The 25,192-nt window shown below is 55.8% G+C and carries 22 protein-coding genes and 1 tRNA gene; 9 read left to right on the forward strand and 14 right to left on the reverse strand.

The window, feature by feature from the left end:
* Positions 1-117 precede the first annotated feature (117 nt).
* Together AB6731_RS17550 and AB6731_RS17555 are read left to right on the forward strand one after the other, a co-directional pair.
* Positions 118-642 carry a lipocalin family protein gene (locus tag AB6731_RS17550; protein WP_020882704.1) on the forward strand — a complete coding sequence of 175 codons (525 nt, stop codon included), beginning with the start codon at positions 118-120 and terminating at the stop codon, positions 640-642.
* Positions 643-719: 77 nt separating this feature from the next.
* Positions 720-1,766 carry a class I SAM-dependent methyltransferase gene (locus AB6731_RS17555; protein ID WP_371006612.1) on the forward strand — a complete coding sequence of 349 codons (1,047 nt, stop codon included), beginning with the start codon at positions 720-722 and terminating at the stop codon, positions 1,764-1,766.
* 76 nt (positions 1,767-1,842) lie between these two features.
* Here the strand turns inward: AB6731_RS17555 and AB6731_RS17560 are convergent, their stop codons facing one another.
* Positions 1,843-1,998 (reverse strand): hypothetical protein, encoded by a 156-nt coding sequence (locus tag AB6731_RS17560; RefSeq protein WP_153852750.1) that lies wholly within the window; start codon positions 1,996-1,998, stop codon positions 1,843-1,845.
* Between the two features lie 62 nt (positions 1,999-2,060).
* Between AB6731_RS17560 and AB6731_RS17565 the strand changes: the two genes are divergently transcribed.
* Positions 2,061-2,498 (forward strand): GNAT family N-acetyltransferase, encoded by a 438-nt coding sequence (locus AB6731_RS17565; protein ID WP_371006614.1) that lies wholly within the window; start codon positions 2,061-2,063, stop codon positions 2,496-2,498.
* Between the two features lie 320 nt (positions 2,499-2,818).
* Here the strand turns inward: AB6731_RS17565 and AB6731_RS17570 are convergent.
* Positions 2,819-2,913: transfer RNA gene (locus tag AB6731_RS17570), tRNA-Sec, on the reverse strand.
* Positions 2,914-3,200: 287 nt separating this feature from the next.
* Here AB6731_RS17570 and AB6731_RS17575 point away from each other — a divergent pair.
* The gene (locus AB6731_RS17575; RefSeq protein ID WP_324279804.1) at positions 3,201-4,592 is read left to right on the forward strand and encodes a glycoside-pentoside-hexuronide family transporter; all 1,392 of its coding nucleotides are present in this window, start codon (positions 3,201-3,203) and stop codon (positions 4,590-4,592) included.
* A gap of 12 nt (positions 4,593-4,604) precedes the next feature.
* Entirely contained in the window at positions 4,605-6,923 is a 2,319-nt protein-coding gene (yicI, locus tag AB6731_RS17580) for an alpha-xylosidase (RefSeq protein WP_371006615.1), read from the forward strand.
* A gap of 60 nt (positions 6,924-6,983) precedes the next feature.
* Here yicI and AB6731_RS17585 read toward each other — a convergent pair whose 3' ends face one another.
* Entirely contained in the window at positions 6,984-8,687 is a 1,704-nt protein-coding gene (locus tag AB6731_RS17585; protein WP_020882698.1) for an AsmA family protein, read from the reverse strand.
* A 119-nt stretch (positions 8,688-8,806) separates the two neighbouring features.
* The gene (gene xanP, locus AB6731_RS17590) at positions 8,807-10,198 is read right to left on the reverse strand and encodes a xanthine/proton symporter XanP (protein ID WP_032679316.1); all 1,392 of its coding nucleotides are present in this window, start codon (positions 10,196-10,198) and stop codon (positions 8,807-8,809) included.
* 225 nt (positions 10,199-10,423) lie between these two features.
* Between xanP and gltS the strand changes: the two genes are divergently transcribed.
* A complete protein-coding gene (gltS, locus tag AB6731_RS17595) occupies positions 10,424-11,626 on the forward strand; it encodes a sodium/glutamate symporter (protein ID WP_047954870.1) in 1,203 nt (400 codons plus the stop codon).
* Between the two features lie 2 nt (positions 11,627-11,628).
* Here the strand turns inward: gltS and recG are convergent, their stop codons facing one another.
* The 5 genes from recG to gmk are packed head-to-tail and all read right to left on the reverse strand — an operon-like array spanning position 11,629 to position 17,495.
* Positions 11,629-13,710, reverse strand: a complete 2,082-nt coding sequence (gene recG / locus AB6731_RS17600; RefSeq protein ID WP_020882696.1) for an ATP-dependent DNA helicase RecG — start codon at positions 13,708-13,710, stop codon at positions 11,629-11,631.
* Between the two features lie 3 nt (positions 13,711-13,713).
* Positions 13,714-14,403 (reverse strand): tRNA (guanosine(18)-2'-O)-methyltransferase TrmH, encoded by a 690-nt coding sequence (gene trmH / locus AB6731_RS17605; protein ID WP_014168042.1) that lies wholly within the window; start codon positions 14,401-14,403, stop codon positions 13,714-13,716.
* Positions 14,404-14,407: 4 nt separating this feature from the next.
* Positions 14,408-16,522 (reverse strand): bifunctional GTP diphosphokinase/guanosine-3',5'-bis pyrophosphate 3'-pyrophosphohydrolase, encoded by a 2,115-nt coding sequence (gene spoT, locus AB6731_RS17610; protein ID WP_014168043.1) that lies wholly within the window; start codon positions 16,520-16,522, stop codon positions 14,408-14,410.
* A 19-nt stretch (positions 16,523-16,541) separates the two neighbouring features.
* The gene (rpoZ, locus tag AB6731_RS17615) at positions 16,542-16,817 is read right to left on the reverse strand and encodes a DNA-directed RNA polymerase subunit omega (protein ID WP_000135058.1); all 276 of its coding nucleotides are present in this window, start codon (positions 16,815-16,817) and stop codon (positions 16,542-16,544) included.
* Between the two features lie 54 nt (positions 16,818-16,871).
* The gene (gene gmk / locus AB6731_RS17620) at positions 16,872-17,495 is read right to left on the reverse strand and encodes a guanylate kinase (RefSeq protein WP_014168044.1); all 624 of its coding nucleotides are present in this window, start codon (positions 17,493-17,495) and stop codon (positions 16,872-16,874) included.
* 251 nt (positions 17,496-17,746) lie between these two features.
* Here gmk and ligB point away from each other — a divergent pair, with 251 nt between their 5' ends.
* Entirely contained in the window at positions 17,747-19,417 is a 1,671-nt protein-coding gene (gene ligB / locus AB6731_RS17625) for an NAD-dependent DNA ligase LigB (RefSeq protein WP_371006616.1), read from the forward strand.
* A gap of 68 nt (positions 19,418-19,485) precedes the next feature.
* Here ligB and AB6731_RS17630 read toward each other — a convergent pair whose 3' ends face one another.
* Positions 19,486-20,103, reverse strand: a complete 618-nt coding sequence (locus tag AB6731_RS17630; RefSeq protein ID WP_020882694.1) for a trimeric intracellular cation channel family protein — start codon at positions 20,101-20,103, stop codon at positions 19,486-19,488.
* 251 nt (positions 20,104-20,354) lie between these two features.
* Positions 20,355-21,218 carry a YicC/YloC family endoribonuclease gene (locus AB6731_RS17635; RefSeq protein ID WP_020882693.1) on the reverse strand — a complete coding sequence of 288 codons (864 nt, stop codon included), beginning with the start codon at positions 21,216-21,218 and terminating at the stop codon, positions 20,355-20,357.
* Between the two features lie 125 nt (positions 21,219-21,343).
* On the opposite strand from AB6731_RS17635, the gene rph reads away from it, so the two are divergent.
* Entirely contained in the window at positions 21,344-22,060 is a 717-nt protein-coding gene (rph, locus tag AB6731_RS17640; RefSeq protein ID WP_013094888.1) for a ribonuclease PH, read from the forward strand.
* Between the two features lie 68 nt (positions 22,061-22,128).
* Positions 22,129-22,770, forward strand: a complete 642-nt coding sequence (gene pyrE / locus AB6731_RS17645) for an orotate phosphoribosyltransferase (RefSeq protein ID WP_014168048.1) — start codon at positions 22,129-22,131, stop codon at positions 22,768-22,770.
* A 39-nt stretch (positions 22,771-22,809) separates the two neighbouring features.
* Here pyrE and slmA read toward each other — a convergent pair whose 3' ends face one another.
* The 3 genes from slmA to coaBC all read right to left on the reverse strand — a co-directional run bounded on the left by slmA (position 22,810) and on the right by coaBC (position 25,174).
* The gene (gene slmA, locus AB6731_RS17650; protein WP_020882692.1) at positions 22,810-23,406 is read right to left on the reverse strand and encodes a nucleoid occlusion factor SlmA; all 597 of its coding nucleotides are present in this window, start codon (positions 23,404-23,406) and stop codon (positions 22,810-22,812) included.
* Between the two features lie 120 nt (positions 23,407-23,526).
* The gene (gene dut / locus AB6731_RS17655; protein WP_014168052.1) at positions 23,527-23,985 is read right to left on the reverse strand and encodes a dUTP diphosphatase; all 459 of its coding nucleotides are present in this window, start codon (positions 23,983-23,985) and stop codon (positions 23,527-23,529) included.
* A complete protein-coding gene (coaBC, locus tag AB6731_RS17660; protein ID WP_219373264.1) occupies positions 23,963-25,174 on the reverse strand; it encodes a bifunctional phosphopantothenoylcysteine decarboxylase/phosphopantothenate--cysteine ligase CoaBC in 1,212 nt (403 codons plus the stop codon). The genes dut and coaBC overlap by 23 nt, the downstream gene beginning before the upstream one ends.
* Positions 25,175-25,192 lie beyond the last annotated feature (18 nt).

The raw sequence follows: 25,192 nt of genomic DNA on the forward strand, positions 1-25,192 counted from the left end.
GTCCGTGTCCAGAGTGGAGGAATACTCTCAATATACTACGAATTTTCCCTCACGGGATGAAGCGCCGTAACGGTGCACTACACTTTACTTCCAACCGTGCAAATGAAAGGAATTCTCATGAAACTATGGCCTGTTGTGACTGGTGTCGCCATTGCCCTGACTCTGGTGGCCTGCAAATCCCCTACGCCACCGAAAGGCGTAAAGCCCATTTCAAATTTTGAAGCCAGCCGCTATCTCGGCAAGTGGTATGAAGTTGCCCGCCTGGAAAACCGCTTCGAACGGGGACTGGAGCAGGTGACCGCCACCTACGGCGAGCGCAGCGACGGTGGCATCAGCGTGCTTAACCGGGGTTTCGACCCGGTCAAAAACAAGTGGAATGAGAGTGAAGGCAAAGCGTACTTTACCGGCGAACCGACGACGGCAGCGCTGAAGGTGTCGTTCTTCGGCCCCTTCTACGGCGGCTATAACGTGATCAAGCTGGACGATAAGTACCAGTATGCGCTGGTGAGCGGGCCGAACCGCGACTATCTGTGGATCCTGTCTCGTACGCCGACGATTCCGGATGCCGTGAAGCAGGACTACCTGAATACCGCACGCAGTCTGGGCTTCAAGGTTGATCAGCTGGTGTGGGTTAAGCAGTGAAGATCGTGCTTTCTTCGTAGGGTTTTACTGGCTCGCCTGGATAGACTTCCGTTAAAAGCTCAACGGGAGACGACGACATGAACTGGCAGCCTTTTCGCGGCGACGCACCGGAAAATATGACCATTTTCAGTGCGTCATTTCCGGATATTAGCGACCAGTGGCCGATGAAGGACGACACTGCCCGTGAGATCAATTCGATTAACCGGGCGCTGAAAGCCGACCCGGCGCTTCGTCCTCCGCGGATTGAATACGAAGAGGGGGGACAGGCCGTGCTTGTCCCACAGAACCGTTATTCCGGGCAAGCCTACCGCAATCGTCCGGCGCTCACCGCGTGGCGTACCCGGCTGGTTCCCTCTGCGCTGGCGCTTTTTGTGGTGCAAAACCCGCTGGAGGAGCGCCTACCAGACGGAACCCGAATGGACAGCGACAGCCGCCAGTGGTTTATCCATGCGAACGATGCCATTGGTGTGCGCTCCCGTGCAAAAGTACTGGCTGCGATGGTGGATAAATACATCCGCAACGGGAACGATAACAATTGGGTGAGCCTGGCAAGCGGGGCTGCAATCCCCGTGCTGGAGGCGCTGCGCGAGGCGAAGCTCGACGGCCAGCAGGTGTATCTGACGCTGGTGGATAAAGACCCAGTGGCGCTCAGTTGGGCCGAAACCATGGCGGCGCAGGAAGGCATTATCGTGGGTGAACAGCTGACCCTGCTCAGGCGCAACTTGCTCCATACGCTGGTGCGTAACGAAGATTTACTGCATGAGCTGGGCGAGCATCAGGCCGAACTGGTGGATGCGCTGGGGATTTTCGACTATTTCAACGATGCCGATGCGGTGATTTTTCTCCAGCGTGCGCTGCGGCTGATAAAGCCCGGCGGGGCGGTGATTGTCTCGAATATGCTGGCCAGCAGCCCACAAATCGATTTTATTTTGCGCTGTATCGGCTGGGAGGATATTTACCCGCGGACGCTCCGGCAGCTGCAGGATATTCATATCGCGGCAGGCGTGCCGGTGGAAAACGTCACTGTGGTCGTCCCGAAAGACGGGGTGTATGCGGTGATGGAGATTAAGGTGGGGGATGACAAACCGCACGGTCAGTTCCCTCTCCCTGAGGGAGAGGGCTAGGGTGAGGGGGGACAGGGCGCTACAATATTTACCGTTCCTCAGTTGTTCGGTTTACCCGAACAACTACCATGAAGGGTTAGCTGGTTTCTTTATTCTCAATGTCTGTTGGGGATTCTTGCTTTTCATGCTCTATCTGCTGACCAGTCTCCTGAACCAACTTCCGGGCCATTTCCTTGATACGCTCTCGACTTTCACAGGTTCGAGAGTTTATTACTTCATTTAAGGTCTTCATTTTATTGCCTCCATGCTTCTGGATACTTGATTTAATCGCTGCGCTCTATAATGATCCCCCTCATGAAAATCGAATCTGCACACCCCTCACACTTCGAACGTCTCGTCACAGTCTGGGAGTCTTCCGTTCGTGCCACCCATCACTTTTTACAGGAAAGCGATATTGCGGCGCTGCGCCCGTTATTGCTCAATGCCTATCTGCCCAATCTCAAGGTTATGATTGCCCGCGATGAAGCGGGTGTTATTCATGGCTTTTTAGGCGTCGATGAAAACCGCATTGAAATGCTGTTTGTGGATGATGCGAGCCGGGGAAAAGGTGTGGGGAAATTACTGCTGAACTATGCCATTGCGCATTTTGGTGCGAATGAAGTGGATGTAAACGAGCAAAACCCGCAGGGCGTTGCGTTTTATCAGCATATGGGGTTTGTGCAGGTGGGGCGCTCAGAACGGGACGGACAAGGGAATGCATTTCCGTTGCTGCATATGTGGTTGGGTGAGTGAATGCTAACTTAACGCAGATATCCTACTCGTTAGATATGAAATGAAACGCGTTTTGCCGTTCAGGAATTATACCTTACGATTAAAGTTTGGCTATTATGATATCCGTAATATAACCGAACAAATCAATATCAACGTAATTAATTAGTAAAACACATGGGTAAAGTTTAATGCCTGAATATTTGTGGGTGAAAAAACGAAAAAGGATGACTTAAGAATTACTGAAAAGCAGAAGAGTCACATAAAAATTTTGGTGAATAGATTTAATTATTATTTGGGTTTAATGGTGGAACAAATATGAGAATAATCTCTTCAAAGAATTTTGGCGGAAGATCACAGGAGTCGAACCTGCCCGGGAACGCTGGCGTCCCCAACTGGATTTGAAGTCCAGCCACCTCACCGGAGATGACGATCTTCCGCGCCTGCATTGCTACATGGAGGCGGGGCGCATTATAGCTACTTTCAGTCATTTACCACATACCCCGGCACACTTTTTTCACCTCTCTTTTGACCTTAACACCCCTGTTTCAGTTAATTCCTAAGAAAATCCTCAGGTTAGCATTTCGTGCTCGTCAATATTTACCGCGATCACAAAAAACAAGAAACGTAACCAGCTAACCAGAAAACGCAATACCCGCTCCTGAAACAATGGTTTAAAAATCTGTAACCGGTCTCAGCGCCCCCTACAGCGTGAAGGATAAAAAAATGAGCGACGTATTGTCAGTAAAAGAGAAGATTGGCTACGGCATGGGTGACGCCGCCAGCCACATCATCTTCGATAACGTTATGTTGTACATGATGTTTTTCTATACCGATATCTTCGGCATTCCTGCCGGGTTTGTCGGCACGATGTTCCTGCTGGCACGTGCGCTGGATGCGATTTCGGACCCGTGCATGGGCCTGATCGCTGACCGCACCCGCAGCCGCTGGGGTAAATTCCGGCCGTGGATACTGTTCGGTGCTATCCCGTTCGGCATTGTCTGCGTGCTGGCCTACACCACGCCGGACCTCAGCCTCAACGGCAAAATGATCTATGCCGCCATTACCTACACGCTGCTGACGCTGCTCTATACCGTGGTTAACATCCCTTATTGCGCGCTGGGCGGTGTGATCACCAACGACCCGACGCAGCGTATCTCCCTGCAGTCCTGGCGCTTTGTGCTGGCGACCGCGGGCGGCATGCTCTCGACGGTACTGATGATGCCGCTGGTTAACCTGATTGGTGGCGATGACAAAGCGTTCGGTTTCCAGGGTGGGATAGCCGTGCTGTCGGTGGTCGCGTTCCTGATGCTGGCGTTCTGCTTCTTCACCACCAAAGAGCGCATCCAGGTGCCGCCGAGCACCACCTCCATGCGCGAAGACCTGCGAGATATCTGGCACAACGACCAGTGGCGTATTGTTGGTGTGCTGACCATTCTTAATATCCTCGCCGTCTGCGTGCGTGGCGGTGCGATGATGTACTACTGCACCTGGATCATGGGCTCGCCGGAAATCTTTGTCGCGTTCCTCACCACCTACTGTGTCGGCAACCTGATTGGCTCTGCGCTGGCGAAACCGCTCACCGACTGGAAATGCAAGGTCAGCATCTTCTGGTGGACCAACGCCGCCCTGGCAGTGGTCAGCGTGGCGATGTTCTTCGTTCCCATGCATGCCACGGTGGTGATGTTCACCTTCATCTTTGTGATTGGGGTGTTGCATCAGCTGGTGACGCCGATCCAGTGGGTCATGATGTCCGATACCGTCGACTACGGCGAATGGACCAACGGCAAACGTCTTACCGGCATCAGCTTCGCGGGCACGCTGTTTGTGCTGAAACTCGGCCTGGCGCTGGGCGGGGCGATGATCGGCTGGATGCTGGCAGGAGGTGGTTATGACGCCGCAGCTAAAACCCAGAACAGCGCGACCATCAACATCATTATCGGCCTGTTCACCCTGGCCCCGGCGGTCTGCTACGTGCTGAGCGCCATCATCGCCAAACGCTACTACACCCTGAAAACGCCTTTCCTGACCAAAATCATGAGCGAGCTGGCACACGGCGCGCGCCGCAATCAGCAGGAGTTTGACAACCTGCCGGTCAGTAAAGAATTACAGAACTAAGAGGACGAGAGTATGAAAATCAGTGATGGAAACTGGCTCATTCAACCGGGCCTGAACGTCACCTGCCCGGTTCAGGTGTTCGATGTAGAGCAGCAGGGCAATGACCTTGTGGTATACGTGGCGCCGCGTGATGTACGAGAACGTACCTGGCAGCTTGATACCCTGATGTTCACTGTCCGTCTTTTCTCCCCGCAGGAAGGGATTGTTGGCGTGCGTATCGAGCACTTCCAGGGCGTGCTGAACAACGGTCCGCACTATCCTCTGAATGTCATCAAAGAGATGAACGTTGAGATTGAAAACAATGCCGAATTTGCTGAGCTGAAAAGCGGTCACCTCAGCGTGCGCGTCACCAAAGGCGAGTGCTGGGCGCTGGACTTCCTGCGCAACGGCCAGCGCATTACCGGCAGTCAGCTGAAAAACAACGGTTACGTGCAGGATACCCGTACCGATCGTCATTATGTTTTTGAGCGTCTGGATCTGGGCGTAGGTGAAACGGTATACGGTCTGGGCGAGCGCTTTACCGCCCTGGTGCGCAACGGCCAGACGGTCGAGACCTGGAACCGCGACGGCGGCACCAGTACCGAGCAGTCATACAAAAATATCCCGTTCTATCTGACCAACCGCGGCTACGGGGTACTGGTGAACCACCCGGAAAACGTGTCGTTTGAAATTGGCTCCGAGAAGGTCTCCAAAGTGCAGTTCAGCGTAGAAGGTGAATATCTCGAGTACTTTGTGATCGACGGCCCGACGCCAAAAGAGGTGCTCAACCGTTATACGCGATTCACCGGGCGTCCGGCGCTGCCGCCCGCGTGGTCATTCGGCCTGTGGCTGACCACGTCGTTTACCACTAACTACGATGAAGCCACGGTGAACAGCTTTATTGCTGGCATGGCGGAGCGCGACCTGCCGCTGCACGTCTTCCACTTCGACTGCTTCTGGATGAAGGCCTTCCAGTGGTGTGATTTTGAATGGGACCCGGTGACCTTCCCGGATCCGCAGGGGATGATCCGCCGCCTGAAGGAGAAAGGGCTGAAGGTTTGCGTGTGGATTAACCCGTACATCGGCCAGAAGTCGCCGGTATTTCGCGAACTGAAAGAGAAGGGCTACCTGCTCAAGCGCCCGGACGGCTCCCTGTGGCAGTGGGACAAGTGGCAGCCGGGCCTGGCGATTTATGACTTCACTAACCCGGACGCGTGCCGGTGGTATGCCGACAAGCTGAAAGGCCTGGTGGATATTGGCGTCGACTGCTTTAAGACCGACTTTGGCGAGCGCATCCCGACGGACGTCCAGTGGTTTGACGGTTCCGATCCGCAGAAGATGCACAACCACTACGCATACCTTTATAACGAACTGGTGTGGAACGTACTGAAAGAAACGGTGGGCGCGGATGAGGCGGTGCTGTTTGCCCGCTCGGCGTCGGTAGGTGCGCAACAGTTCCCGGTGCACTGGGGTGGCGACTGTTACGCCAACTACGAGTCGATGGCGGAAAGCCTGCGCGGCGGGCTGTCGATTGGTCTGTCCGGCTTTGGCTTCTGGAGCCATGACATCGGTGGATTTGAGAACACCGCGCCGGCACACGTCTACAAACGCTGGTGCGCGTTTGGGCTGTTATCCAGCCACAGCCGCCTGCATGGCAGCAAATCTTACCGCGTACCGTGGGCGTACGATGATGAGTCCTGTGATGTGGTGCGTCACTTCACTCAGCTGAAATGTCAGATGATGCCGTATCTCTATCGCCAGGCTGCCCTGGCTCGCGAGTATGGCACACCGATGCTGCGGGCGATGATGCTGGAGTTCCCGGACGATCCGGCATGCGATTACCTCGACCGTCAGTACATGCTGGGGGAGTCGGTGATGGTAGCCCCGGTGTTTTCTGAGGCCGGTGACGTGCAGTTTTATCTGCCGGAAGGGCGCTGGACCCATCTCTGGCATAACGATGAAATCAAGGGCAGCCGCTGGCATAAACAGCAGCATGATTTCCGCAGCCTGCCGGTCTATGTGCGCGATAACACCCTGCTGGCGTTGGGCAACAATCAACAGAAACCGGACTACGCCTGGAACGAGGGAACAGCTTTCCAGCTGTTTAACCTGGGCGATGGCGCGATGGCGGTGAGCGAAGTGCCTGCGGCGGACGGTTCTGTGGCATTTACGCTGAAAGCCACACGCAGTGGCGACACCGTGACCATTACCGGCACAGGTGACGCGCGAACCTGGTCGGTCTGCTTGCGCAACGTGCAGAAACTGAGTGGCGTAAAAGGCGGCTCAGAGGCCGGGAGCGAGTGGGGCGTGGTGGTGAAAGCGGAGGGTAATGAGGTGGTGGCACACCTTTAATTTTCCTCACCCTGACCCTCTCCCCAACGGGGGGAGGGAAGGGTTTGCTTCCTCTTCCTTTCAGGGAGAGGGCTGGGGCGAGGATAGTGTCGACACCTCTCCCCCCGTCATCGTCTGTTGCACCTGCTGTTTATCCATATTTACCGCATTCAGTTTCCCGTTAACCGTCGGCTTCAGCGGTGCGTTGGCCTGCACGCTGCCGCTGGCGGTTAGCTGGATATTGCCATCACCGCCAATGGGCAGCGCCGGCCAGCCCCACGCCTGCAGCACGTTGAGCGGCACGCCGCGTCCGTTCAGGCTGATTGTGGTCTGCCGTGGCGGAAGCTGTGAAACCGTCGCCGTGGCTTCCAGAATGCCTTTTTCGGTGAAAGCACTCAGGTCGGTAATGTTTACCGTTGAGGCGTTAGCGTTCAGCGCCAGCGACGGACGACGCACGTCCACGCGGTTAAAGGTCGCCGCCGCGCCGTTCAGCGTTGCGCTGCCACCCCATACGCCCCACTGGCGATCTTTCGCCAGCTGCAGGTTCGCGCCATAGCCATCAAGAGAGGTGATTTGCCACGGGAAGGCCGGGTCGATATCGATAACCAGGTTGCGGCTCAGGCCGAATTTTTTCAGCGTCAGGCTGTTCAGCCATTCCGGTAACGGCTCCATCCACAGCGTTTTCCAGTTCTGCGGCAGGGTGTATTCCAGCCCGGCGATGGCGACATCGTCCAGCACCAGCGCGTTACCTTCGCGCAGCCAGTTACCGGAAGCGCGTACCATGCCGCCCTCCCAGCGGGAGGTAAACTGGCGCAGCGCCACGCCTTGCGGGGAGAACTCCGCATTCATGATCGGGTCGAACAGATGCAGAGAGCCATAAATAAACTCGCTGGCGTTCATGGACAAACGCCCCTCCTGACTTTGCCAGTCGCCTTTGCTGAGTGTCAGGTTGCGCAGGCTTAAATCGAGATCGGTCACCGCCCAGTCCGGCCCCTGCAGGCGTGCGTCAGTCACTTCCAGACGGCCAATCTGCAGCGAGGGAATGGTGGTCAGAGGCGCGAAGAAATCCACCAGTGACTTATCGCTTTGCAGGCGGATCTCATTCAGACGCATGGTGTCGATAATCCAGCTGCCGTCAGCGTTGCGCAGGGCGGACCCGGTGAGCGAACCGCGCGCCATATCGGCACCAATGGTGTTCAGCACCACCTCTTTGCCGTTGAGTTGTCCCTGGATCAGCACGTTGGTGGCCGGCACGCCGTTCAGGGTAAGCGAGCCTGCGCTCACCTGGATCTGTGCGTTTTTACCCAGCACATTGCCTGCCTCTGGCTGCCACGGGCTGACGCCGCCCGTCACTTTCTGTGCGCTGAGATCCCATTCCGTATTGGGGCTGTTAAAGGCCATGTTGTTCAACTGCAAACGGTCCGCCTGGAACGGGAGCGGGGCCGTCTGAGGAGAAAGATTAAGCGTGCCATCGAACAGGGTAATGGTGTCCATGTGCAGCGGATCGGTGACCTGTCGGCTACTCAGACCAATATCGACTTTCCTGGCCACCAGCGTGGCGGGTTTACCGTCGCGGCCAAACGTGACGTTTTCCAGAATGATGTGGGAAGGTGACGAAAAGCGGTGATCCATCAGGTCGAAATTGAGTTCGTAATCGGTATTCACCGTTATCCAGTTGCTGGCCTGAGATGCTCCCCAGCGGGTCTGGAGCAGAATATAGAGCGCCAGCACCACAATGAGCAGGGCCACCAGAAGATAGACGAGTACCTTTCCAATAAATTTCATGGTCTTCCATCCCGCGAAACGCACATAAGGGAGTTATGCACGATTTATGCGCAATGCTCAAGGCGGGAATGGTGTAAAGAGATGTCACGGCAGGCGTTGACAGCCTGCCGTGAGGGCGATCAATTTTTCTCAGGCGGGAAAACGAGGTTCAGAACAATCGCGGTGATACCGCCTGCCGCAATGCCGGAAGAGAGCAGGTTTTTCACCCAGTCCGGGGCAAACTGCAGGATCAGCGGTTGCTGTGAAACACCCAGACCCACGGCCAGCGACAGGGCAATGATCATGATGGCGCGGCGGTTCAGCGGTTCGCGAGAGACGATACGTACACCGGAAGCCGCGATGGTCCCGAACATCACCAGCGTTGCGCCGCCCAGTACCGGTTCAGGTATATGCTGCACAAAACCGCTTACCGCCGGGAACAGGCCGAGGACGATCAGCATCAGCGCCACCACAAAACCGACGTAGCGGCTGGCAACGCCAGTCAGCTGGATCACGCCGTTGTTCTGGCCGAAGCAGGAGTTCGGGAAGGTGTTGAAGACCGCAGAGACAAACGAGTTCAGGCCGTTCGCCAGCACGCCGCCTTTCAGGCGTTTCATATACAGCGGGCCGGAGACCGGCTGCTCGGAGACATCAGACGTGGCGGTGATATCGCCAATCGTCTCCAGCGAGGTGATCATAAAGACCAGCATCAGCGGCAGCAGCAGACCCCAGTCAATGCCCAGGCCGTAGTACAGCGGCGTTGGAATGGTGATCAGCGCACTGTTGGTCTGCGGGGTGTTCTCCGGCAGCATACCCAGCGCCCAGGCCAGCAGATAACCGGCCGCCATGGCGATCACCAGCGATGCCACACGCAGATACGGGTTACGCTGACGGTTTAGCAGAATAATGATTGCCAGCACCACGCCGGCCAGCAGCAGGTTTTTCGGTGCACCAAAAGTGTGGTCGCTCATTGCCGCATAACCGCCACCGATGGAGGTCAGGCCAACCTGAATCAGCGACAGGCCAATGATCATCACCACCACGCCGGATACCAGCGGCGTGATCACGCGACGCGCCAGGTGCAGTACCCGGGAGATCACCATCTCGGTGCAGCTGGCCAGCATCAGCGTGCCAAACAGCGCCGCCATCATGGTCGGAACATCCGCGCCGCCGGTTTTGAGGGCTGTACCGCCCATGATCAGCGGTGCGACAAAGTTAAAACTGGTGCCCTGGATCGACAACAATCCAGACCCCACCGGGCCCCACGCTTTAATTTGAATAATGGACGCCACGCCGGAGGCAAAGAGGGACATACTGATGATGTGCTGTGTATCCTGAGCCGGTAAACCAAGCGCCTGGCAGATGAGCAGCGCCGGGGTGATCACCGCAACGAACATAGCCAGCAGGTGTTGGCAGGCGGCAAAGAGCGTCTGAGGAAGAGGCGGACGGTCTTCAAGGCGGTAAATCAGTTCGCTATTTTGCTTCTGCGCAATCGGTTGCGCATCGGGAGACTCAAGGGTGTTAACGGACATCGGCGGCAATCCCACGGTGGAAAAGCGGGCATTTTATCTGACCACCTGGTAAAAGCAAACGATTGCCAACAAAAAAAGACAAGAAAATCTGCTGCTGTGAGCAGGTTTTCTACAACCCATGGGGAAAAAAAATTACACTTTTTGCGCCGGCGGCTCATGAGGAGCGCAAGCCGGCCCAGGATAACGCCGCGTGTGTATGGAACACGCGCATAACAGGAGCCTTTTATGATTCATCTCGATACGTTGTCGACCCTTGTTGCCGCAACGCTGGTCTTACTGCTTGGCCGTAAGCTCGTACACAGCGTTTCCCTTCTGAAGAAATACACCATTCCTGAACCTGTTGCCGGCGGACTGCTGGTGGCGCTGGCCCTGCTGGTGCTGAAGAAAAGCATGGGCTGGGAAATTGATTTTGATATGTCCCTGAAAGATCCGCTGATGCTGGCCTTCTTTGCCACCATTGGCCTGAATGCCAACCTGGCGAGCCTGCGGGCGGGTGGCAAAGTGCTCGGCGTATTTCTGATCGTGGTGGTAGGACTGCTAGTGATGCAAAACGCCATTGGTATCGGGATGGCCACGCTGCTGGGGCTGGATCCGCTGATGGGGCTGCTGGCCGGATCAATCACCCTCTCTGGTGGCCACGGTACCGGGGCGGCGTGGAGCAAGCTGTTTACTGAGCGCTACGGCTTTGAAAATGCCACCGAAGTGGCGATGGCCTGCGCCACCTTCGGTCTGGTGCTGGGCGGCCTGATCGGCGGGCCGGTGGCGCGGTATCTGGTGAAGCACTCTGGTACGCCAGACGGAAGACCGGACGATGAGCTGGTGCCCACTGCCTTTGAAAAACCCGACGTCGGACGCACCATCACTTCGCTGGTGTTGATTGAAACTATCGCGATGATTGCCATTTGCCTGACGGTGGGCAAAGTGGTTGCGCAATGGCTGGCAGGTTCAGCGTTCGAGCTCCCGACGTTTGTGTGCGTGCTGTTTGTTGGGGTGCTGCTGAGTAACGGTCTGGCGCTGATGGGTTTCTACCGCGTATTTGAACGTGCCGTATCGGTGCTTGGTAACGTCTGCCTGTCGCTGTTCCTGGCGATGGCCCTGATGAGCCTCAAGCTCTGGGAGCTGGCCTCACTGGCGCTGCCGATGGTGGCTATTCTGGCCGTTCAGGCGCTGTTTATGGCGTTCTACGCCATGTTTGTGACCTGGCGCATGATGGGCAAAAACTACGATGCAGCAGTGCTGGCGGCCGGGCATTGTGGGTTTGGTCTAGGGGCAACGCCGACGGCTATCGCCAACATGCAGGCGATCACCGAACGTTTTGGGCCTTCGCATATGGCGTTTCTGGTGGTCCCGATGGTCGGGGCGTTCTTCATTGATATCGTCAACGCGCTGGTGATCAAGCTTTACCTGATGCTGCCGATGTTTGCCTGAGATCAGGCGTTGGAATAGCGTTCGGTTTCCGGCATCCAGCGCTCAATTAACGCTGCCGCCTGTTCGGGGTAGCGCTCATGAATATGGCGTGCGAGGCGCTGAACTTCGGGGATCATGGCCTGATCGCGCAGTAAATCCGCCACTTTGAATTCGGCGTTACCCGTCTGACGCGTGCCCAGCAGTTCGCCTGGGCCGCGGATCTCCAGGTCTTTTTGTGCAATCACAAAACCGTCGTTACTGTCGCGCAGCACCTGCAAACGCATCTGTGCGGTTTTCGAGAGCGGTGCTTTGTAGAGCAGCACGCAGTGAGAGGCGACAGCACCGCGGCCAACGCGGCCGCGCAACTGATGGAGTTGCGCAAGACCAAGACGTTCCGGGTTTTCGATGATCATCAGGCTGGAATTGGGGACATCTACGCCGACTTCAATCACCGTTGTGGCAACCAGCAAATGCAGTTCACCCTGTTTGAACGACTGCATCACCGCCTGTTTCTCAGTAGGCTTCATCCGCCCGTGAACCAGACCCACGTTCAGCTCGGGCAGCGCCAGCTTCAGCTCTTCCCACGTCGCTTCCGCAGCCTGCGCTTCAAGCAGTTCAGACTCTTCAATTAACGTGCAGACCCAGTAGGCCTGACGGCCTTCGTGAGTGCAGGCGTTGCGCACGCGGTCGATGATATCGCTGCGGCGTGTGTCCGGAATGGCGACCGTGGTGACCGGTGTACGGCCCGGCGGCAGTTCGTCGATGGTCGATGTATCGAGATCGGCGTAGGCGGTCATTGCCAGGGTGCGCGGGATAGGTGTGGCAGTCATGATCAGCTGATGCGGATGGAAGCCCTGCTGTAGCCCTTTCTCCCACAGCGCCAGACGCTGGTGTACACCGAAGCGGTGTTGTTCGTCGATAATCACCAGGGCAAGACCATTAAACTGTACCTGCTCCTGGAAAATCGCGTGCGTGCCGACAATCATCTGTACCTGACCGCTGGCAATGGCGTCCTGTTGTGCCTGACGCGCTTTACCTTTTTGCTTCCCGGCAAGCCAGCCCACTTCAATCCCAAGCGGGGCAAACCACGCGCGGAAGTTATTAGCGTGCTGTTCAGCCAGCAGTTCGGTGGGGGCCATTAACGCCACCTGCCTTCCGTGGGCAATCGCGCGCAGGGCAGCCAGGGCTGCAACCAGCGTTTTACCGGACCCCACATCCCCCTGAACCAGGCGCATCATGGGCACATCAAGCGCCATATCGCGTTCGATCTCGGCCGTGACGCGTGCCTGTGCACCGGTGGGTTTAAACGGCAGTGAGGCCAGCAGCTTATCTTTGAGTTCATCTCGCGGGCTTAAGGGCTGGGCATGAAAACGCTGCGCGCCCGCCCTTACCGCCAGCATGCTCAGGTTATGAGCCAGTAATTCCTCAAGGATAAGACGCCGTTGAGCGGGGTGTTTGCCGCTTTCCAGGTCACTAAGCTGCAGGGTTGGCGGCGGGCGGTGCAGGGTGCGCAGCGCCTCGGGCAGACTCATCATGCCCTGAGCCAGCTCAGGCGGCAGTAGCTCGGTAATGGCGCAGGTATCCAGCAGTTCCAGCGCCTGGTCGGTGAGTTTACGCAGCGTTGCCTGCTTGATGCCTTCGGTCGTCGGATAAACCGGGGTCAGGGTCTCCTGCAGCTCCGGCGTGCTCAGATCTCCCTGAACGCGATACTCCGGGTGGATCATCTCTGCGCCGTATTTCCCGCGCTTGGCTTCACCATAGGCCAGTACCCTGCGACCGGTCGCAAGGCTGTTTTTCATGGCCGCATTGAAGTTGAAAAAGCGCATGGTGAGAATGCCGGTGCCGTCGCTGATCTGACAGGTCATCATCCGGCGTCCGCCAAAGGTGATATTGCAGTTCAGTACTTCGCCTTCAACGGTGGCGTAAATGGCAGGCAGCAGATCGCCAATCTTATAGAGTTGGGTGCGGTCTTCATAACGCAGGGGGAGATGGAGCAGGAGATCCTGCACGGTGTGCAGGCCAATTTTTGCCAGTTTACTGCTTTGCGCCGCACCTACGCCCGTCAGGCTATTGAGCGGTATGGCATCCAGCAGACGGCCTTTCATCGGTTATCCTGCGTACTGCATGGTGGCCCACCACTCGGCATCGGCTTCAATTTCGCCCTGCGCGTTGACGTGGGGGTAAGGCAGTTTTTTCTGTTTCGCGACGCGAGCCAGCACCGGGTAACCACCTTCGAACAGCAGGCGCTGCTGCTCCTCTTCCGGCAGCATGCTGTTGCTGCGCTTGTACATGCCCGCGTTCTGACGCTGGCGCTGCGCTTCATAGAGAATGAGCGCAGAGGCCACGGAGACATTGAGAGACTGCACCATGCCGATCATGGGGATGATGATATCCTGATCCGCCAGATCCAGCGCTTCCTGGGTGATCCCGGTTTTCTCCTGACCCATCAAAATACAGGTCGGGCGGGTGTAGTCGATCTCACGAAAATCGACGGCTTTTGCGGACAGGTTAGTGGCCAGGACCTGCATACCGCGACCTTTCAGGTGCGATACGGCTTCGCCAATAGTCTGGTGGGTTTTGACGGACACCCAGCTGTTGCTGCCTGCGGCAGTTGAAGCCATGGTTCGCATGCGGGCACCCGGCCAGACTGCGTGCACTTCATGCACGCCTACGGCGTCTGCGGTACGGACAATTGCAGAGACGTTATGAGGTTTGTGGACCTGCTCCATGCAGACCGTCAGGTCAGGCTGACGCCTGGCGAGCATTTCGCAGATACGCTCGTAACGTTTTGAATTCATAAGTCTAGTTTCGGTTACGGGTGACTTTAATCACGTCCGGCATCACGCGGATCTTGCGCATAATGTTCGCCAGATGCACGCGGTCACGGGCGGTCAGACGAATAAAGGCGCTGTAGACGCGGCCATCTTTCTCTTCCGTGTTCAGGCTCTGAATGTTGGAAGAGGCCGTATTGATTGCTGCCGTCAGGTTCGCCAGGGCGCCCTGGTGGTTGAACATATCCACCTTAATTTCGGTGATAAATTCCTGTGCCGTCTCTTTATCCCACTCGACTGCCATGAACTTCTCCGCCTCTTTTTGATAGCCGCGGATGTTACGACAGGATTCGTGGTGGATAACCAGCCCTTTACCCGGACTGACGTGCGCAATAATCGGGTCACCCGGGATAGGACGGCAACATTTCGCGAAGGTGATAAGTACGCCGTCCGCGCCTTTGATCGGCAGATGACCGTGGCTTTGCGTCGTCGTCGGGATCGCCGTGGTATCACCCTGCTGCAGGTTCTTCGCCACGACCACGCTCATGGCGTTGCCGAGGCCGATTTCTGCCAGCAGATCATCAAGCGAGGCGAGCTTCATGCGCTCCAGCTCACGCTGAATGTTCTCTTTCGGGATTTCAGCCAGCTTACGGCTACCACCCAACGCATGGTTGAGCAGACGACGCCCCAGGCTGACGGAATCATCGCGCTTGAGGTTTTTCAGCAACTGGCGGATTTTGGCGCGTGCTTTGGAACTCACGACAAAGTTCAGCCAGGCCGCGTTCGGACGTGCGCCCGGTGCGGTAATAATTTCCACCGTCTGGCCGCTGGAAAGCGGCTGAGAGAGCGGATAAGGCTGCCTGTCGACACGCGCGCCCACGCAGGCGTGGCCGATATCGGTATGCACGGCGTAAGCAAAGTCGACCGGCGTAGCGCCTGCAGGCAGTTCGACAATGCGGCCTTCTGGGGTGAAAACGTAAATCTCATCCGGGAAGAGATCGGATTTAACGCTCTCGATAAATTCAAACGAGCTACCCGCACTCTGCTGCAGCTCCAGCAGGCTTTGCATCCAGCGCTGGGCGCGGATTTGTGCGGTTGTACTGCTTTCACCACCGTGCTCTTTATAAGCCCAGTGTGCAGCCACACCCATCTCCGCCATCTGGTCCATGTCTTCGGTGCGGATCTGCACTTCAACAGGCACGCCGTGTGGACCGATCATCGAGGTGTGCAAAGATTGATAGCCGTTCGCTTTTGGAATGGCGATGTAATCTTTCATGCGTCCTGGACGCGGTTTGTACAGGCTGTGCATCTGGCCCAGCACGCGGTAGCAGGTATCAGAGTCGTGGACGATCACGCGGAACGCGTAGATATCCATGATCGAATGAAAACGCTGCTCTTTGAGCACCATTTTGCAGTAGATGGAGTACAGATGTTTTTCGCGACCGCTGACGCGGCACGGAATTCCCGCTTCCTGTAAACGTCCTTCAATTTCAGAGAGGATCTTTTGAATCATCTCTTTACGGTTGCCGCGTGCGGCTTTCACCACCTCTTTAATCACGCGATAGCGGTTCGGGTATAACGCTTCAAAACCCAGCTCTTCCAGCTCGGTTTTAATGTGGTGGATACCTAAACGGTGCGCCAGCGGACTGTAGATTTCGAGGGTTTCACGGGCAATGCGGCGACGTTTGTCCGGGCGAAGTGAGCCCAGCGTGCGCATATTGTGGGTACGGTCAGCAAGTTTGATAAGAATGACGCGGATATCCTGCACCATCGCCATAATCATCTTGCGAAAGTTTTCGGCTTGCGCCTCTTTCTTGTCGCGGAATTTCAGCTTATCAAGCTTAGAGACCCCTTCCACCAGCTCGGCAACGCTTTTGCCAAACAGCTGTTCCATATCCTGGTAGGTGGCAGGGGTATCTTCGATCACATCATGCAGCAGGGCAGCCATCAGCGTTTCGTAGTCGAGTTTCATCTCGGCCAGAATACAGGCCACCGCTACCGGGTGCGTGATATAGGGTTCACCGCTTGAACGTGCCTGGCCCTCGTGAGCGTCACGTGCAACGAGATACGCCTGCTGAAGACGCTTAATCTGGTCTTCAGGCAGGTAAGTTTGAATCAGTTGATTCAGGCTTTCAAACAGATACAAGGGCGACCCGCAGGTTTAATTAACGACGACCTTCAGCAATGGCGGTTACGGCCTGCAGTTCTGCGGCTTCCTGCTCTTGCTGCTCCTGGCGCTCACGTACGTCGAGGATCTGATTGTTGATCAGACCTTCTTCGATTTCGCGAAGTGCAATAACGGTAGTTTTATCGTTTTCTTCCGGTACCAGCGGATCTTTACCGCCTACCTGCATCTGACGAGCGCGACGCGCGGCGACCAGCACCAGGTCAAAACGGTTACCAATTTTCTCTACAGCGTCCTGAACAGTTACGCGTGCCATACTTAAAATGCTCCACAGGTGAAGAAATGACTGGGCATGATACTGAAAGTGGGTTCAGTCTGCCAACAGTTTGGTGATTAATGCGTCATGTCGCTGCTTCTGGCGGCTCATACGCAAGCGTTCTGCGCGAAGAATGGTTTTGAGATCGCTCAGCGCGGCATCAAAATCATCATTCACAATAAGGTAATCATATTCCGCGTAATGGCTCATTTCTGCAACTGCCTGCTCCATACGCCGGGCGATCACTTCCTCGCTGTCCTGACCGCGGCCACGCAGTCGGCGATCCAGCTCATCTTTCGATGGCGGTAAAATAAAGATACTGCGTGAATCAGGCATTTTCTTGCGAATCTGCTGTGCGCCCTGCCAGTCGATATCCAGGAACACATTTACGCCCGTGGCCAGAACCTGCTCAATGGTTTCACGCGAAGTGCCGTAGTAGTTACCGAAAACTTCTGCGTGTTCAAGAAACGCGTCTCTGCCAATCATCGCTCTGAATTCATCGTGATCAACAAAGAAATAGTGTTCACCGTGCACTTCACCCGGACGCGGTTTACGCGTGGTGTGAGAAACAGAAACCTGTGTGTCGTACAACGGTTGGGTTTTTAACAGTGCCTGAATAAGGCTGGATTTACCCGCGCCACTAGGGGCAGAAACAATATAAAGCGTGCCTTGAGCCATGAGAGTCTTTTGTATGTGTTAACGAAGAAGTCCTACATACGGGCTTATTATACACGTCGCCGCTGTGTGACGTAGCCTTTGTCACACTTTTTCCCCTGCATTATTGAATTTTGCGCGCCGTTTTCAGGTTTTACAGCTGTTTTGCAGCAATAAAAATAAACCTCTGACAACGCCTCGCAGAGTGAAAGATTGCCATTAGCACGGTTTTCCGCGTCGGGTTATACCTCCACCAACGCAAAGGAGGGGTGGCGATGTGGCGATGGATGAGCGGATTAATGCTGTTGTGGTGCGGCTATGGTGCGGCGGTGTGTCCCGTGTGGTCTCAGGCAAAAGCAGAGAAAGAGATTGCGACGTTGAGTGCGCAAGTCAAACGCTGGGATGATGCCTACTGGAAGCAGGGCGTGAGCGAGGTGAATGACGACGTCTATGACCAGCTCAATGGCCGTTTAAAGCAGTGGCAGCGCTGCTTCGGCGATATACCTTCTGAGGAGGCCTTACCGGTTCTAACGGGGAGCGTAAGACATCCTGTTGCCCATACTGGAGTGCATAAAGCGGCCAGTAAAGAAGAGCTACGCCAGTGGATGCGTGGTCGTGACACTCTCTGGATGCAGCCAAAAGTCGACGGGGTGGCAGTGACGCTGGTGTATCGCGACGGAAAGTTAACCCAGGCTATCAGTCGTGGTGATGGGCTTAAAGGTGAAGACTGGACTGCACAAGTGTATTTAATTCCCGCAGTGCCCAAAAAAGTGACCGGTGCGCTGGCCAACAGCGTCTTACAGGGAGAGCTTTTTTGGTTACGCGACAACCATCTTCAGCGACAGATGGGGGGAATGAACGCACGGGCAAAAGTGGCGGGCGCGATGATGCGGCAAAAGGACAGTCCGCTTCTGAGCCAGACAGGGATATTTATCTGGGCCTGGCCGGATGGGCCGAAAGTGATGTCGAGTGCGCTGTCTGAGTTATCTAAAGCCGGCTTTTCCCTGACGGCGCGTTATACCCTGCCTGTACAGACTGTTGATGCTGTCGAGAAACAGCGCTCGACGTGGCACGACACGGCATTACCCTTTGCCACGGACGGCATTGTGGTGCGGTCCTCGGATGCTCCTCCCGGCGAAAACTGGTTGCCCGGAGAAGGCAGCTGGGTCGTCGCATGGAAATACCCCCCGGTCGCACAGATCGCCGAAGTAAGAGATATTCATTTTGCCGTGGGGCGCACGGGAAAAATCTCGGTCGTGGCGGCGCTGGGCCCTGTCCTGCTGGATGATAAGCAGGTACAACGGGTCAGTCTTGGGTCCGTTGAGCGCTGGCAGAGGCTGGATATTGCGACGGGTGATCAGATACAGGTCAGTCTGGCCGGGCAGGGTATCCCGCGGTTCGATAAGGTGGTCTGGCGGGGGGAAGAGAGACAAAAGCCCACACCCCCGGCCTCGTATTATCATGCGCAGAGCTGTTTTTACGCCTCGCCGGCGTGTATGGAGCAGTTCTTTGCTCGCCTGAAGTGGCTCAGTTCAAAGCACGTGCTGAATATTGAAGGCGTCGGTGAGTCAGGCTGGCGGGCGCTGCATCAGGCGCATCATTTTGAACATATCTTCTCATGGCTGACATTAACGCAGGCGCAGCTGGAGTCTACCCCGGGGTTTTCCGAAGCACGCGGGCTGGCGCTCTGGCATCGCTTTAATCTGGTACGTGAGCGACCCTTTATTCGTTGGATCATGGCATTGGGTGTTCCGCTGACGCAGGCCTCGCTAAACGCTATGGGAGACCTGACGTGGCAGAAAATGCGTGAGCGTAACGCAGCAGACTGGCAGGCGCTGCCCGGCACAGGAAAGGAGAAAGCCCGGCAGCTCGTTGTGTTTATACATGATCCTGGCATTGCCGGGCTGGTTGCCTGGCTCGGCAAGCAGGGAGTGCAAGGATTCTGACATGAGCTTGCTGTCGCTTATCGCTGATAAACGCCGCTATCTTATCGGGGAGAATAGAAAGCGGCCAGTCAGTGGGTGTCCTGAGTGTAATGAAACACGGGCAGTCCCAGTTTCAAGCGCAGCGCAAGCAAGCGAGCCGTGAAGCCAAATAACAAGGTGGCGATGACCACGACGTCATGGCTGGAAACATAATGCTGTAAAGCGATATACAGAACGGCTGATGCAAAGGATATCCCGGCGTAGAGCTCTTTTTGAAAGACCAGGGGTATGCGTTTGCAGAACATATCGCGCAGTACGCCGCCAAATACGCCCGTCACAACTGCGGCAATAGTGGCAATCACCGGGCTTTCGCCCATATCCAGCGCAATTTGTGCCCCGATGATGGAGAACACGACCAGGCCCAGAGCATCAAGCACTAAAAACAGACGTCGAAGATGGGGCATTACAGGAGCAAGGATAGTGGTCAGCACTGCGGCGACAGCCACAATGATGATGTACTCGGGGTGCTTAACCCAGCCGAGAGGGTAATGCCCCAGCAGGATATCGCGTACCGATCCGCCTCCCAGCGCGGTGGCGGTAGCAATAATGATGACCCCAAACGTATCCATACGACGGCGTCCGGCAGCGAGTGCACCGGTCATGGCTTCGGCAGTGATCCCGACGAGATAAAGGATGTGTAGCAGCATGTGTTCCCCCGATAGTGAGGGCAACAGGGTAGCGTTTTGTGCGGTCTGTCACGATTTAGTTTTTCTTGTGTGAGGACGTTAGCCTTATTTTTGGTAATGACTGAACGTTGTTTGGCTGGGTGTAATGGCGTTAAACGGTAATTTTCACATTACAATTATTCATGTTATAGGCGTTTGCCGCCGATAGCCTGTTCCGATAAAAAAATGGCCCCTGAACGGGGCCATGATGAGAAAGCGGCTTGAATAAAGCGTTACTCGATATTCTGGATCTGCTCGCGCATCTGCTCAATCAGCACTTTCAGTTCAATGGCGGAGTTGGTCACTTCAGCATTGATCGATTTCGAGGCCAGGGTGTTCGACTCGCGGTTGAACTCCTGCATCATAAAATCGAGACGACGCCCTACGGCTTCTTTCTTCTTCAGGATGTTGTAAGTCTCTTTAACGTGCGCTTCCAGACGATCCAGCTCTTCGGCGACGTCAATGCGCTGTGCCATCAGCACCAGCTCTTGTTCCAGACGGGTATTTTCCAGCTGAACTTCCGCTTCTTCCAGTTTGGCCACCAGGCGCTCACGCTGCCATTGCAGGACCGCAGGCATATGGGTACGGACTTTAGCCACTTCGGTGGTCACACCTTCCAGACGCTGCTCAATCATCGCTTTGAGGGCCTGGCCTTCAGTTTCGCGGGCAATGATAAAGTCATCCAGCGTGCTGTCGAGGGCACTGAGAATTTCAGCGGCAATCGTGTCCAGATCCTGCTCACCGGCGGCCATGACGCCAGGCCAGCGCAGAATATCGACCGGGTTGATTTCCCCTTCATCGCTTTGCATCTTGACCCAGTTCGCTGCAGTGACGAGCTGTTTCGCCAGTTTTTCGTTGAGGATCAGCTCACCCTGGGCGCTGGCATCAGGCTCAAAACGCAGGTTACATTCCACTTTACCGCGCGTCAGACGAGCACGGATACGCTCGCGTACAACAGGTTCAAGGCTGCGGAACTGCTCCGGCATACGGAAATACGTTTCCAGGTAGCGCTGGTTTACCGAGCGCATTTCCCATGTAGCGCTACCCCAGCTACCCTTGATTTCACGCCGGGCGTAGGCGGTCATACTGCGGATCATAGACATTCCCGTTTTTAAAGGAGAGATGGGGGGATTATAGCTTTCGGGGGCTTCTCAGGATAGGAATAAGCGTCCTTTATCCGTATAATGCGCAGCCACATTCGTTTCAAGCCGGAGATTTCATCATGCGTCCAGCAGGTCGTAGCGCCAATCAGGTGCGTCCCGTCACCCTGACCCGTAACTATACAAAACACGCAGAAGGCTCCGTACTGGTTGAGTTTGGTGACACCAAAGTGCTGTGCACCGCGTCTATCGAAGAGGGCGTTCCACGCTTCCTGAAAGGTCAGGGCCAGGGCTGGATCACTGCGGAATATGGCATGTTGCCGCGTGCAACCCATACCCGTAACGCCCGCGAAGCGGCAAAAGGCAAGCAGGGCGGCCGTACCATGGAAATCCAGCGTCTGATCGCACGTGCGCTGCGCGCCGCCGTTGATCTGAAAACATTGGGTGAATTTACCATTACTCTGGACTGCGACGTCATTCAGGCAGACGGTGGTACGCGTACGGCGTCGATTACCGGTGCATGTGTGGCGCTGGCTGATGCCCTGAATAAGCTGGTTGCAGCCGGTAAGCTGAAAACGAATCCGATGAAAGGGATGGTCGCGGCTGTTTCCGTGGGTATCGTTAACGGTGAAGCGCTTTGCGATCTGGAATACGTCGAAGATTCCGCTGCCGAGACTGACATGAACGTGGTGATGACTGAAGACGGTCGCATCATTGAGGTGCAGGGCACGGCAGAAGGTGAGCCGTTCACCCATGAAGAACTTCTTACCTTGCTGGCGTTGGCCCGAGGGGGAATTGAATCTATCGTAACGACGCAGAAGGCGGCGTTAGAAAATTGATTTTAAAGGCGACTGATGAGTCGCCTTTTTTTTGTTCGTACAAAAGCAAAAGTCGGAGGAGTAAGCCCATGAAATCCTGGCAGCGTGAGTTTATTGAGTTTGCGCTTAACAAGCAGGTCCTGAAATTTGGCGAGTTTACGCTGAAATCCGGGCGTAAGAGCCCCTATTTCTTCAACGCCGGACTGTTTAATACCGGGCGCGATCTGGCATTGTTAGGCCGTTTCTATGCCGAAGCGCTGGTGGACTCCGGTATTGATTTTGACCTGCTGTTTGGCCCGGCCTATAAAGGCATTCCGATTGCCACTACCACCGCGGTTGCGCTGGCGGAACACCACGACCGCGACGTACCGTACTGCTTTAACCGTAAAGAGGCTAAAACCCACGGTGAAGGCGGTAATCTGGTAGGCAGCGCGCTGCAGGGTCGCGTTATGCTGGTGGACGATGTGATCACCGCCGGTACCGCTATTCGCGAATCGATGGAGATTATTCAGGCCAACGGCGCTACGCTTGCTGGCGTGCTGATCTCTTTGGATCGTCAGGAACGCGGGCGTGGCGAAATCTCTGCGATTCAGGAAGTTGAGCGCGATTACGGCTGTAAAGTGACCTCGATCATCACCCTGAAAGACCTGATTGCGTATCTGGAAGAGAAGCCTGAGATGGCGGATCATCTGGCTGCGGTACGTGGGTATCGCGAAGCTTTCGGCGTGTAATATCAAGCCCGGTGGCGTTCTGCTTACCGGGCCTGAAGATTATTGCAGCTGTGCCGCCACTAACGGCCAACGGGCGTCAAAATCGTCCGTTGGACGGTATTTAAACTCGCTGCGAACAAAGCGGGAGAGCATGCCTTCGCAAAACGACAGGATCTGACTTGCCAGCAGCGTTTCATCGGTGCTGTAACCTTCACCCTCACGCATTTTTTTCTCGCGCAGTACCTGGCGCAGTTGTGCTTCAATACGCTCGAAGAGCTGGTTAATACGGCCCTGTAATCGGTCCTGCTCGAACATCAGCGCGTGGCCAGTCAGGATACGGGTTAAGCCCGGATTGCGTTCACCAAAGCCCAGAATGAGCTGCACAATCAGACGCAAACGCGCAGTCGTGTCTTTTTCGTCTTTCAGAATAAGGTTGATGCGAGTGATCAGACTGTCTTCGATAAATTCGATCAGACTGTCAAACATCCGGGTTTTGCTCGGAAAATGACGATACAACGCCGCTTCAGACACGCCCACGGAGGCGGCCAGTTTTGCGGTGGTGATGCGTTGACTACCATCGCTGGATTCAAGCATCAGCGCCAGAGATTGAAGTATTTCTTCGCGACGGTTCCTTTTCGCGGTTTGTTTTTCTGCCATGTTACAAAATACCCCTGAAAATAAGCACTTGCCAGGCTGGCATCCACACAGCGACCGCAAACTGACGTTTGCGGTTTGTTATTGCATTATGGCGCTGTGAGATACGTGTCGGTCGGGCGGTTATTTGCGCCCGGAATGGCCGAAGCCGCCTTCGCCACGGTCGGTGGCGTCAAAGTCTTCCACCAGGTTAAATTCTGCCTGAACCACCGGTACAAAGACCATCTGTGCGATACGCTCGCCCGGTTCAATGGTGAAGCTGTCCTGACCACGGTTCCAGACGGAAACCATCAGTTGACCCTGGTAGTCAGAGTCGATCAGGCCGACCAGGTTACCCAGTACCACTCCATGCTTATGACCCAGACCAGAACGCGGCAGGATCACCGCTGCCAGCGACGGGTCAGCAATGTGGATTGCCAGGCCGGTTGGGATCAGGGTGGTTGCACCCGGAGCCAGCTCTACGGCGTCATCGAGACAGGCGCGCAGGTCAAGACCGGCAGAGCCGGAGGTGGCATAGGTTGGCAGCGCAAATTGCTTACCAACACGCGGGTCCAGAATCTTAACGTCGATTTTTTTCATCATAACGGGTAACGATCTCGTCCAGTAATTGTTGGCCCAGGAGTTCCTTGCGCTCAAGCGGTAAGACTTTATCTCCATCCTGCCAGAAAAGGTGCAGTGCGTTGCTGTCGCTGTTAAATCCTTGCGTGGCCAGCGATACGTCGTTCGCGCAAATCAAATCGAGGTTTTTGCGGGTACGTTTTTGCCGGGCATATTCTTCCACATTATTTGTTTCTGCGGCAAACCCAACAACGTAAGGACGATGGCTTTTCAGTGCGGCGACACCCGCAACAATGTCCGGATTTTTCACCATTTTTAGTGTTAATTCATCGCCTTGCTTTTTAATTTTTGACCCGGAAATGGTTTCGGCACGGTAATCTGCAACAGCCGCACAGCCGATAAAAATCTGCTGGTTCTGCGCATGCGCCTGTACGGCGGCGTCCATCTCCAGGGCGGTGGTGACATCAATACGCTGCACAAATGGCGGTGTCGGTAACGAGACCGGGCCGCTCACCAGCGTGACCCTTGCACCGCGTTTTGCCGCCGCGGCAGCAATCGCAAAGCCCATTTTACCGGAGCTATGGTTGGTAATGTAACGCACCGGGTCCAGCGGCTCGCGCGTTGGGCCCGCGGTAATCATGATGTTGAGATGTTGCAGATCGTTGACAGGCGAAAAATGGCCGGCGGCCAGCTCAACGATGGTCAGCGGGTCAAGCATACGACCAGGACCCACATCACCACACGCCTGGCTACCGCTGTCCGGCCCCCAGATGAGCAGGCCGCGTGAGGCCAGCGTCGTCAGATTATGTTGGGTGGCGGCGTTGCGGTACATCTGCTGGTTCATCGCGGGGACGACGGCAACAGGTGCGGGCGTGGCCAGGCAAATGGTCGAGACCAGATCGTTTGCCATGCCGGCTGCTACGCGGGCAATTAAATCCGCTGTGGCGGGGGCAAGGATAACCAGGTCTGCCCATTTTCCCAGCTCAATATGGCCCATCGCGGCTTCGGCGGCCGGATCAAGGAGGCTGTCAGAGACGGGGTACCCTGAAACGGCCTGCAGGCTCAGAGGCGTGATAAAGGCTTTGCCGCCTTCCGTTATCGCGACCCGCACATCCGCCCCGCGCTCGCGCAAACGACGCACCAGCTCCGGCGCTTTATAGGCAGCAATACCGCCGCTCACGCCAAGAACGATTTTTTTACCGGCCAGGCTCATCATGATTCTTTCCTGTTG

Origin of the sequence: Enterobacter sp. RCC_40 (genome assembly GCF_041360735.1) — a bacterium.
Lineage (GTDB): Bacteria > Pseudomonadota > Gammaproteobacteria > Enterobacterales > Enterobacteriaceae > Enterobacter > Enterobacter ludwigii.

Excerpts from the sequence above, each read along its gene's own strand:
- ligB (WP_371006616.1), top strand. The coding sequence starts at position 17,747 with ATGTGGCGATGGATGAGCGGATTAATGCTGTTGTGGTGCGGCTATGGT.
- AB6731_RS17560 (WP_153852750.1), bottom strand. The coding sequence starts at position 1,998 with ATGAAGACCTTAAATGAAGTAATAAACTCTCGAACCTGTGAAAGTCGA.
- AB6731_RS17575 (WP_324279804.1), top strand. The coding sequence starts at position 3,201 with ATGAGCGACGTATTGTCAGTAAAAGAGAAGATTGGCTACGGCATGGGT.
- AB6731_RS17550 (WP_020882704.1), top strand. The coding sequence starts at position 118 with ATGAAACTATGGCCTGTTGTGACTGGTGTCGCCATTGCCCTGACTCTG.
- rph (WP_013094888.1), top strand. The coding sequence starts at position 21,344 with ATGCGTCCAGCAGGTCGTAGCGCCAATCAGGTGCGTCCCGTCACCCTG.
- pyrE (WP_014168048.1), top strand. The coding sequence starts at position 22,129 with ATGAAATCCTGGCAGCGTGAGTTTATTGAGTTTGCGCTTAACAAGCAG.
- AB6731_RS17555 (WP_371006612.1), top strand. The coding sequence starts at position 720 with ATGAACTGGCAGCCTTTTCGCGGCGACGCACCGGAAAATATGACCATT.
- AB6731_RS17565 (WP_371006614.1), top strand. The coding sequence starts at position 2,061 with ATGAAAATCGAATCTGCACACCCCTCACACTTCGAACGTCTCGTCACA.
- yicI (WP_371006615.1), top strand. The coding sequence starts at position 4,605 with ATGAAAATCAGTGATGGAAACTGGCTCATTCAACCGGGCCTGAACGTC.
- xanP (WP_032679316.1), bottom strand. The coding sequence starts at position 10,198 with ATGTCCGTTAACACCCTTGAGTCTCCCGATGCGCAACCGATTGCGCAG.
- gmk (WP_014168044.1), bottom strand. The coding sequence starts at position 17,495 with ATGGCTCAAGGCACGCTTTATATTGTTTCTGCCCCTAGTGGCGCGGGT.
- rpoZ (WP_000135058.1), bottom strand. The coding sequence starts at position 16,817 with ATGGCACGCGTAACTGTTCAGGACGCTGTAGAGAAAATTGGTAACCGT.
- recG (WP_020882696.1), bottom strand. The coding sequence starts at position 13,710 with ATGAAAGGCCGTCTGCTGGATGCCATACCGCTCAATAGCCTGACGGGC.
- AB6731_RS17635 (WP_020882693.1), bottom strand. The coding sequence starts at position 21,218 with ATGATCCGCAGTATGACCGCCTACGCCCGGCGTGAAATCAAGGGTAGC.
- AB6731_RS17630 (WP_020882694.1), bottom strand. The coding sequence starts at position 20,103 with ATGCTGCTACACATCCTTTATCTCGTCGGGATCACTGCCGAAGCCATG.
- dut (WP_014168052.1), bottom strand. The coding sequence starts at position 23,985 with ATGATGAAAAAAATCGACGTTAAGATTCTGGACCCGCGTGTTGGTAAG.
- gltS (WP_047954870.1), top strand. The coding sequence starts at position 10,424 with ATGATTCATCTCGATACGTTGTCGACCCTTGTTGCCGCAACGCTGGTC.
- AB6731_RS17585 (WP_020882698.1), bottom strand. The coding sequence starts at position 8,687 with ATGAAATTTATTGGAAAGGTACTCGTCTATCTTCTGGTGGCCCTGCTC.
- slmA (WP_020882692.1), bottom strand. The coding sequence starts at position 23,406 with ATGGCAGAAAAACAAACCGCGAAAAGGAACCGTCGCGAAGAAATACTT.
- trmH (WP_014168042.1), bottom strand. The coding sequence starts at position 14,403 with ATGAATTCAAAACGTTACGAGCGTATCTGCGAAATGCTCGCCAGGCGT.
- coaBC (WP_219373264.1), bottom strand. The coding sequence starts at position 25,174 with ATGAGCCTGGCCGGTAAAAAAATCGTTCTTGGCGTGAGCGGCGGTATT.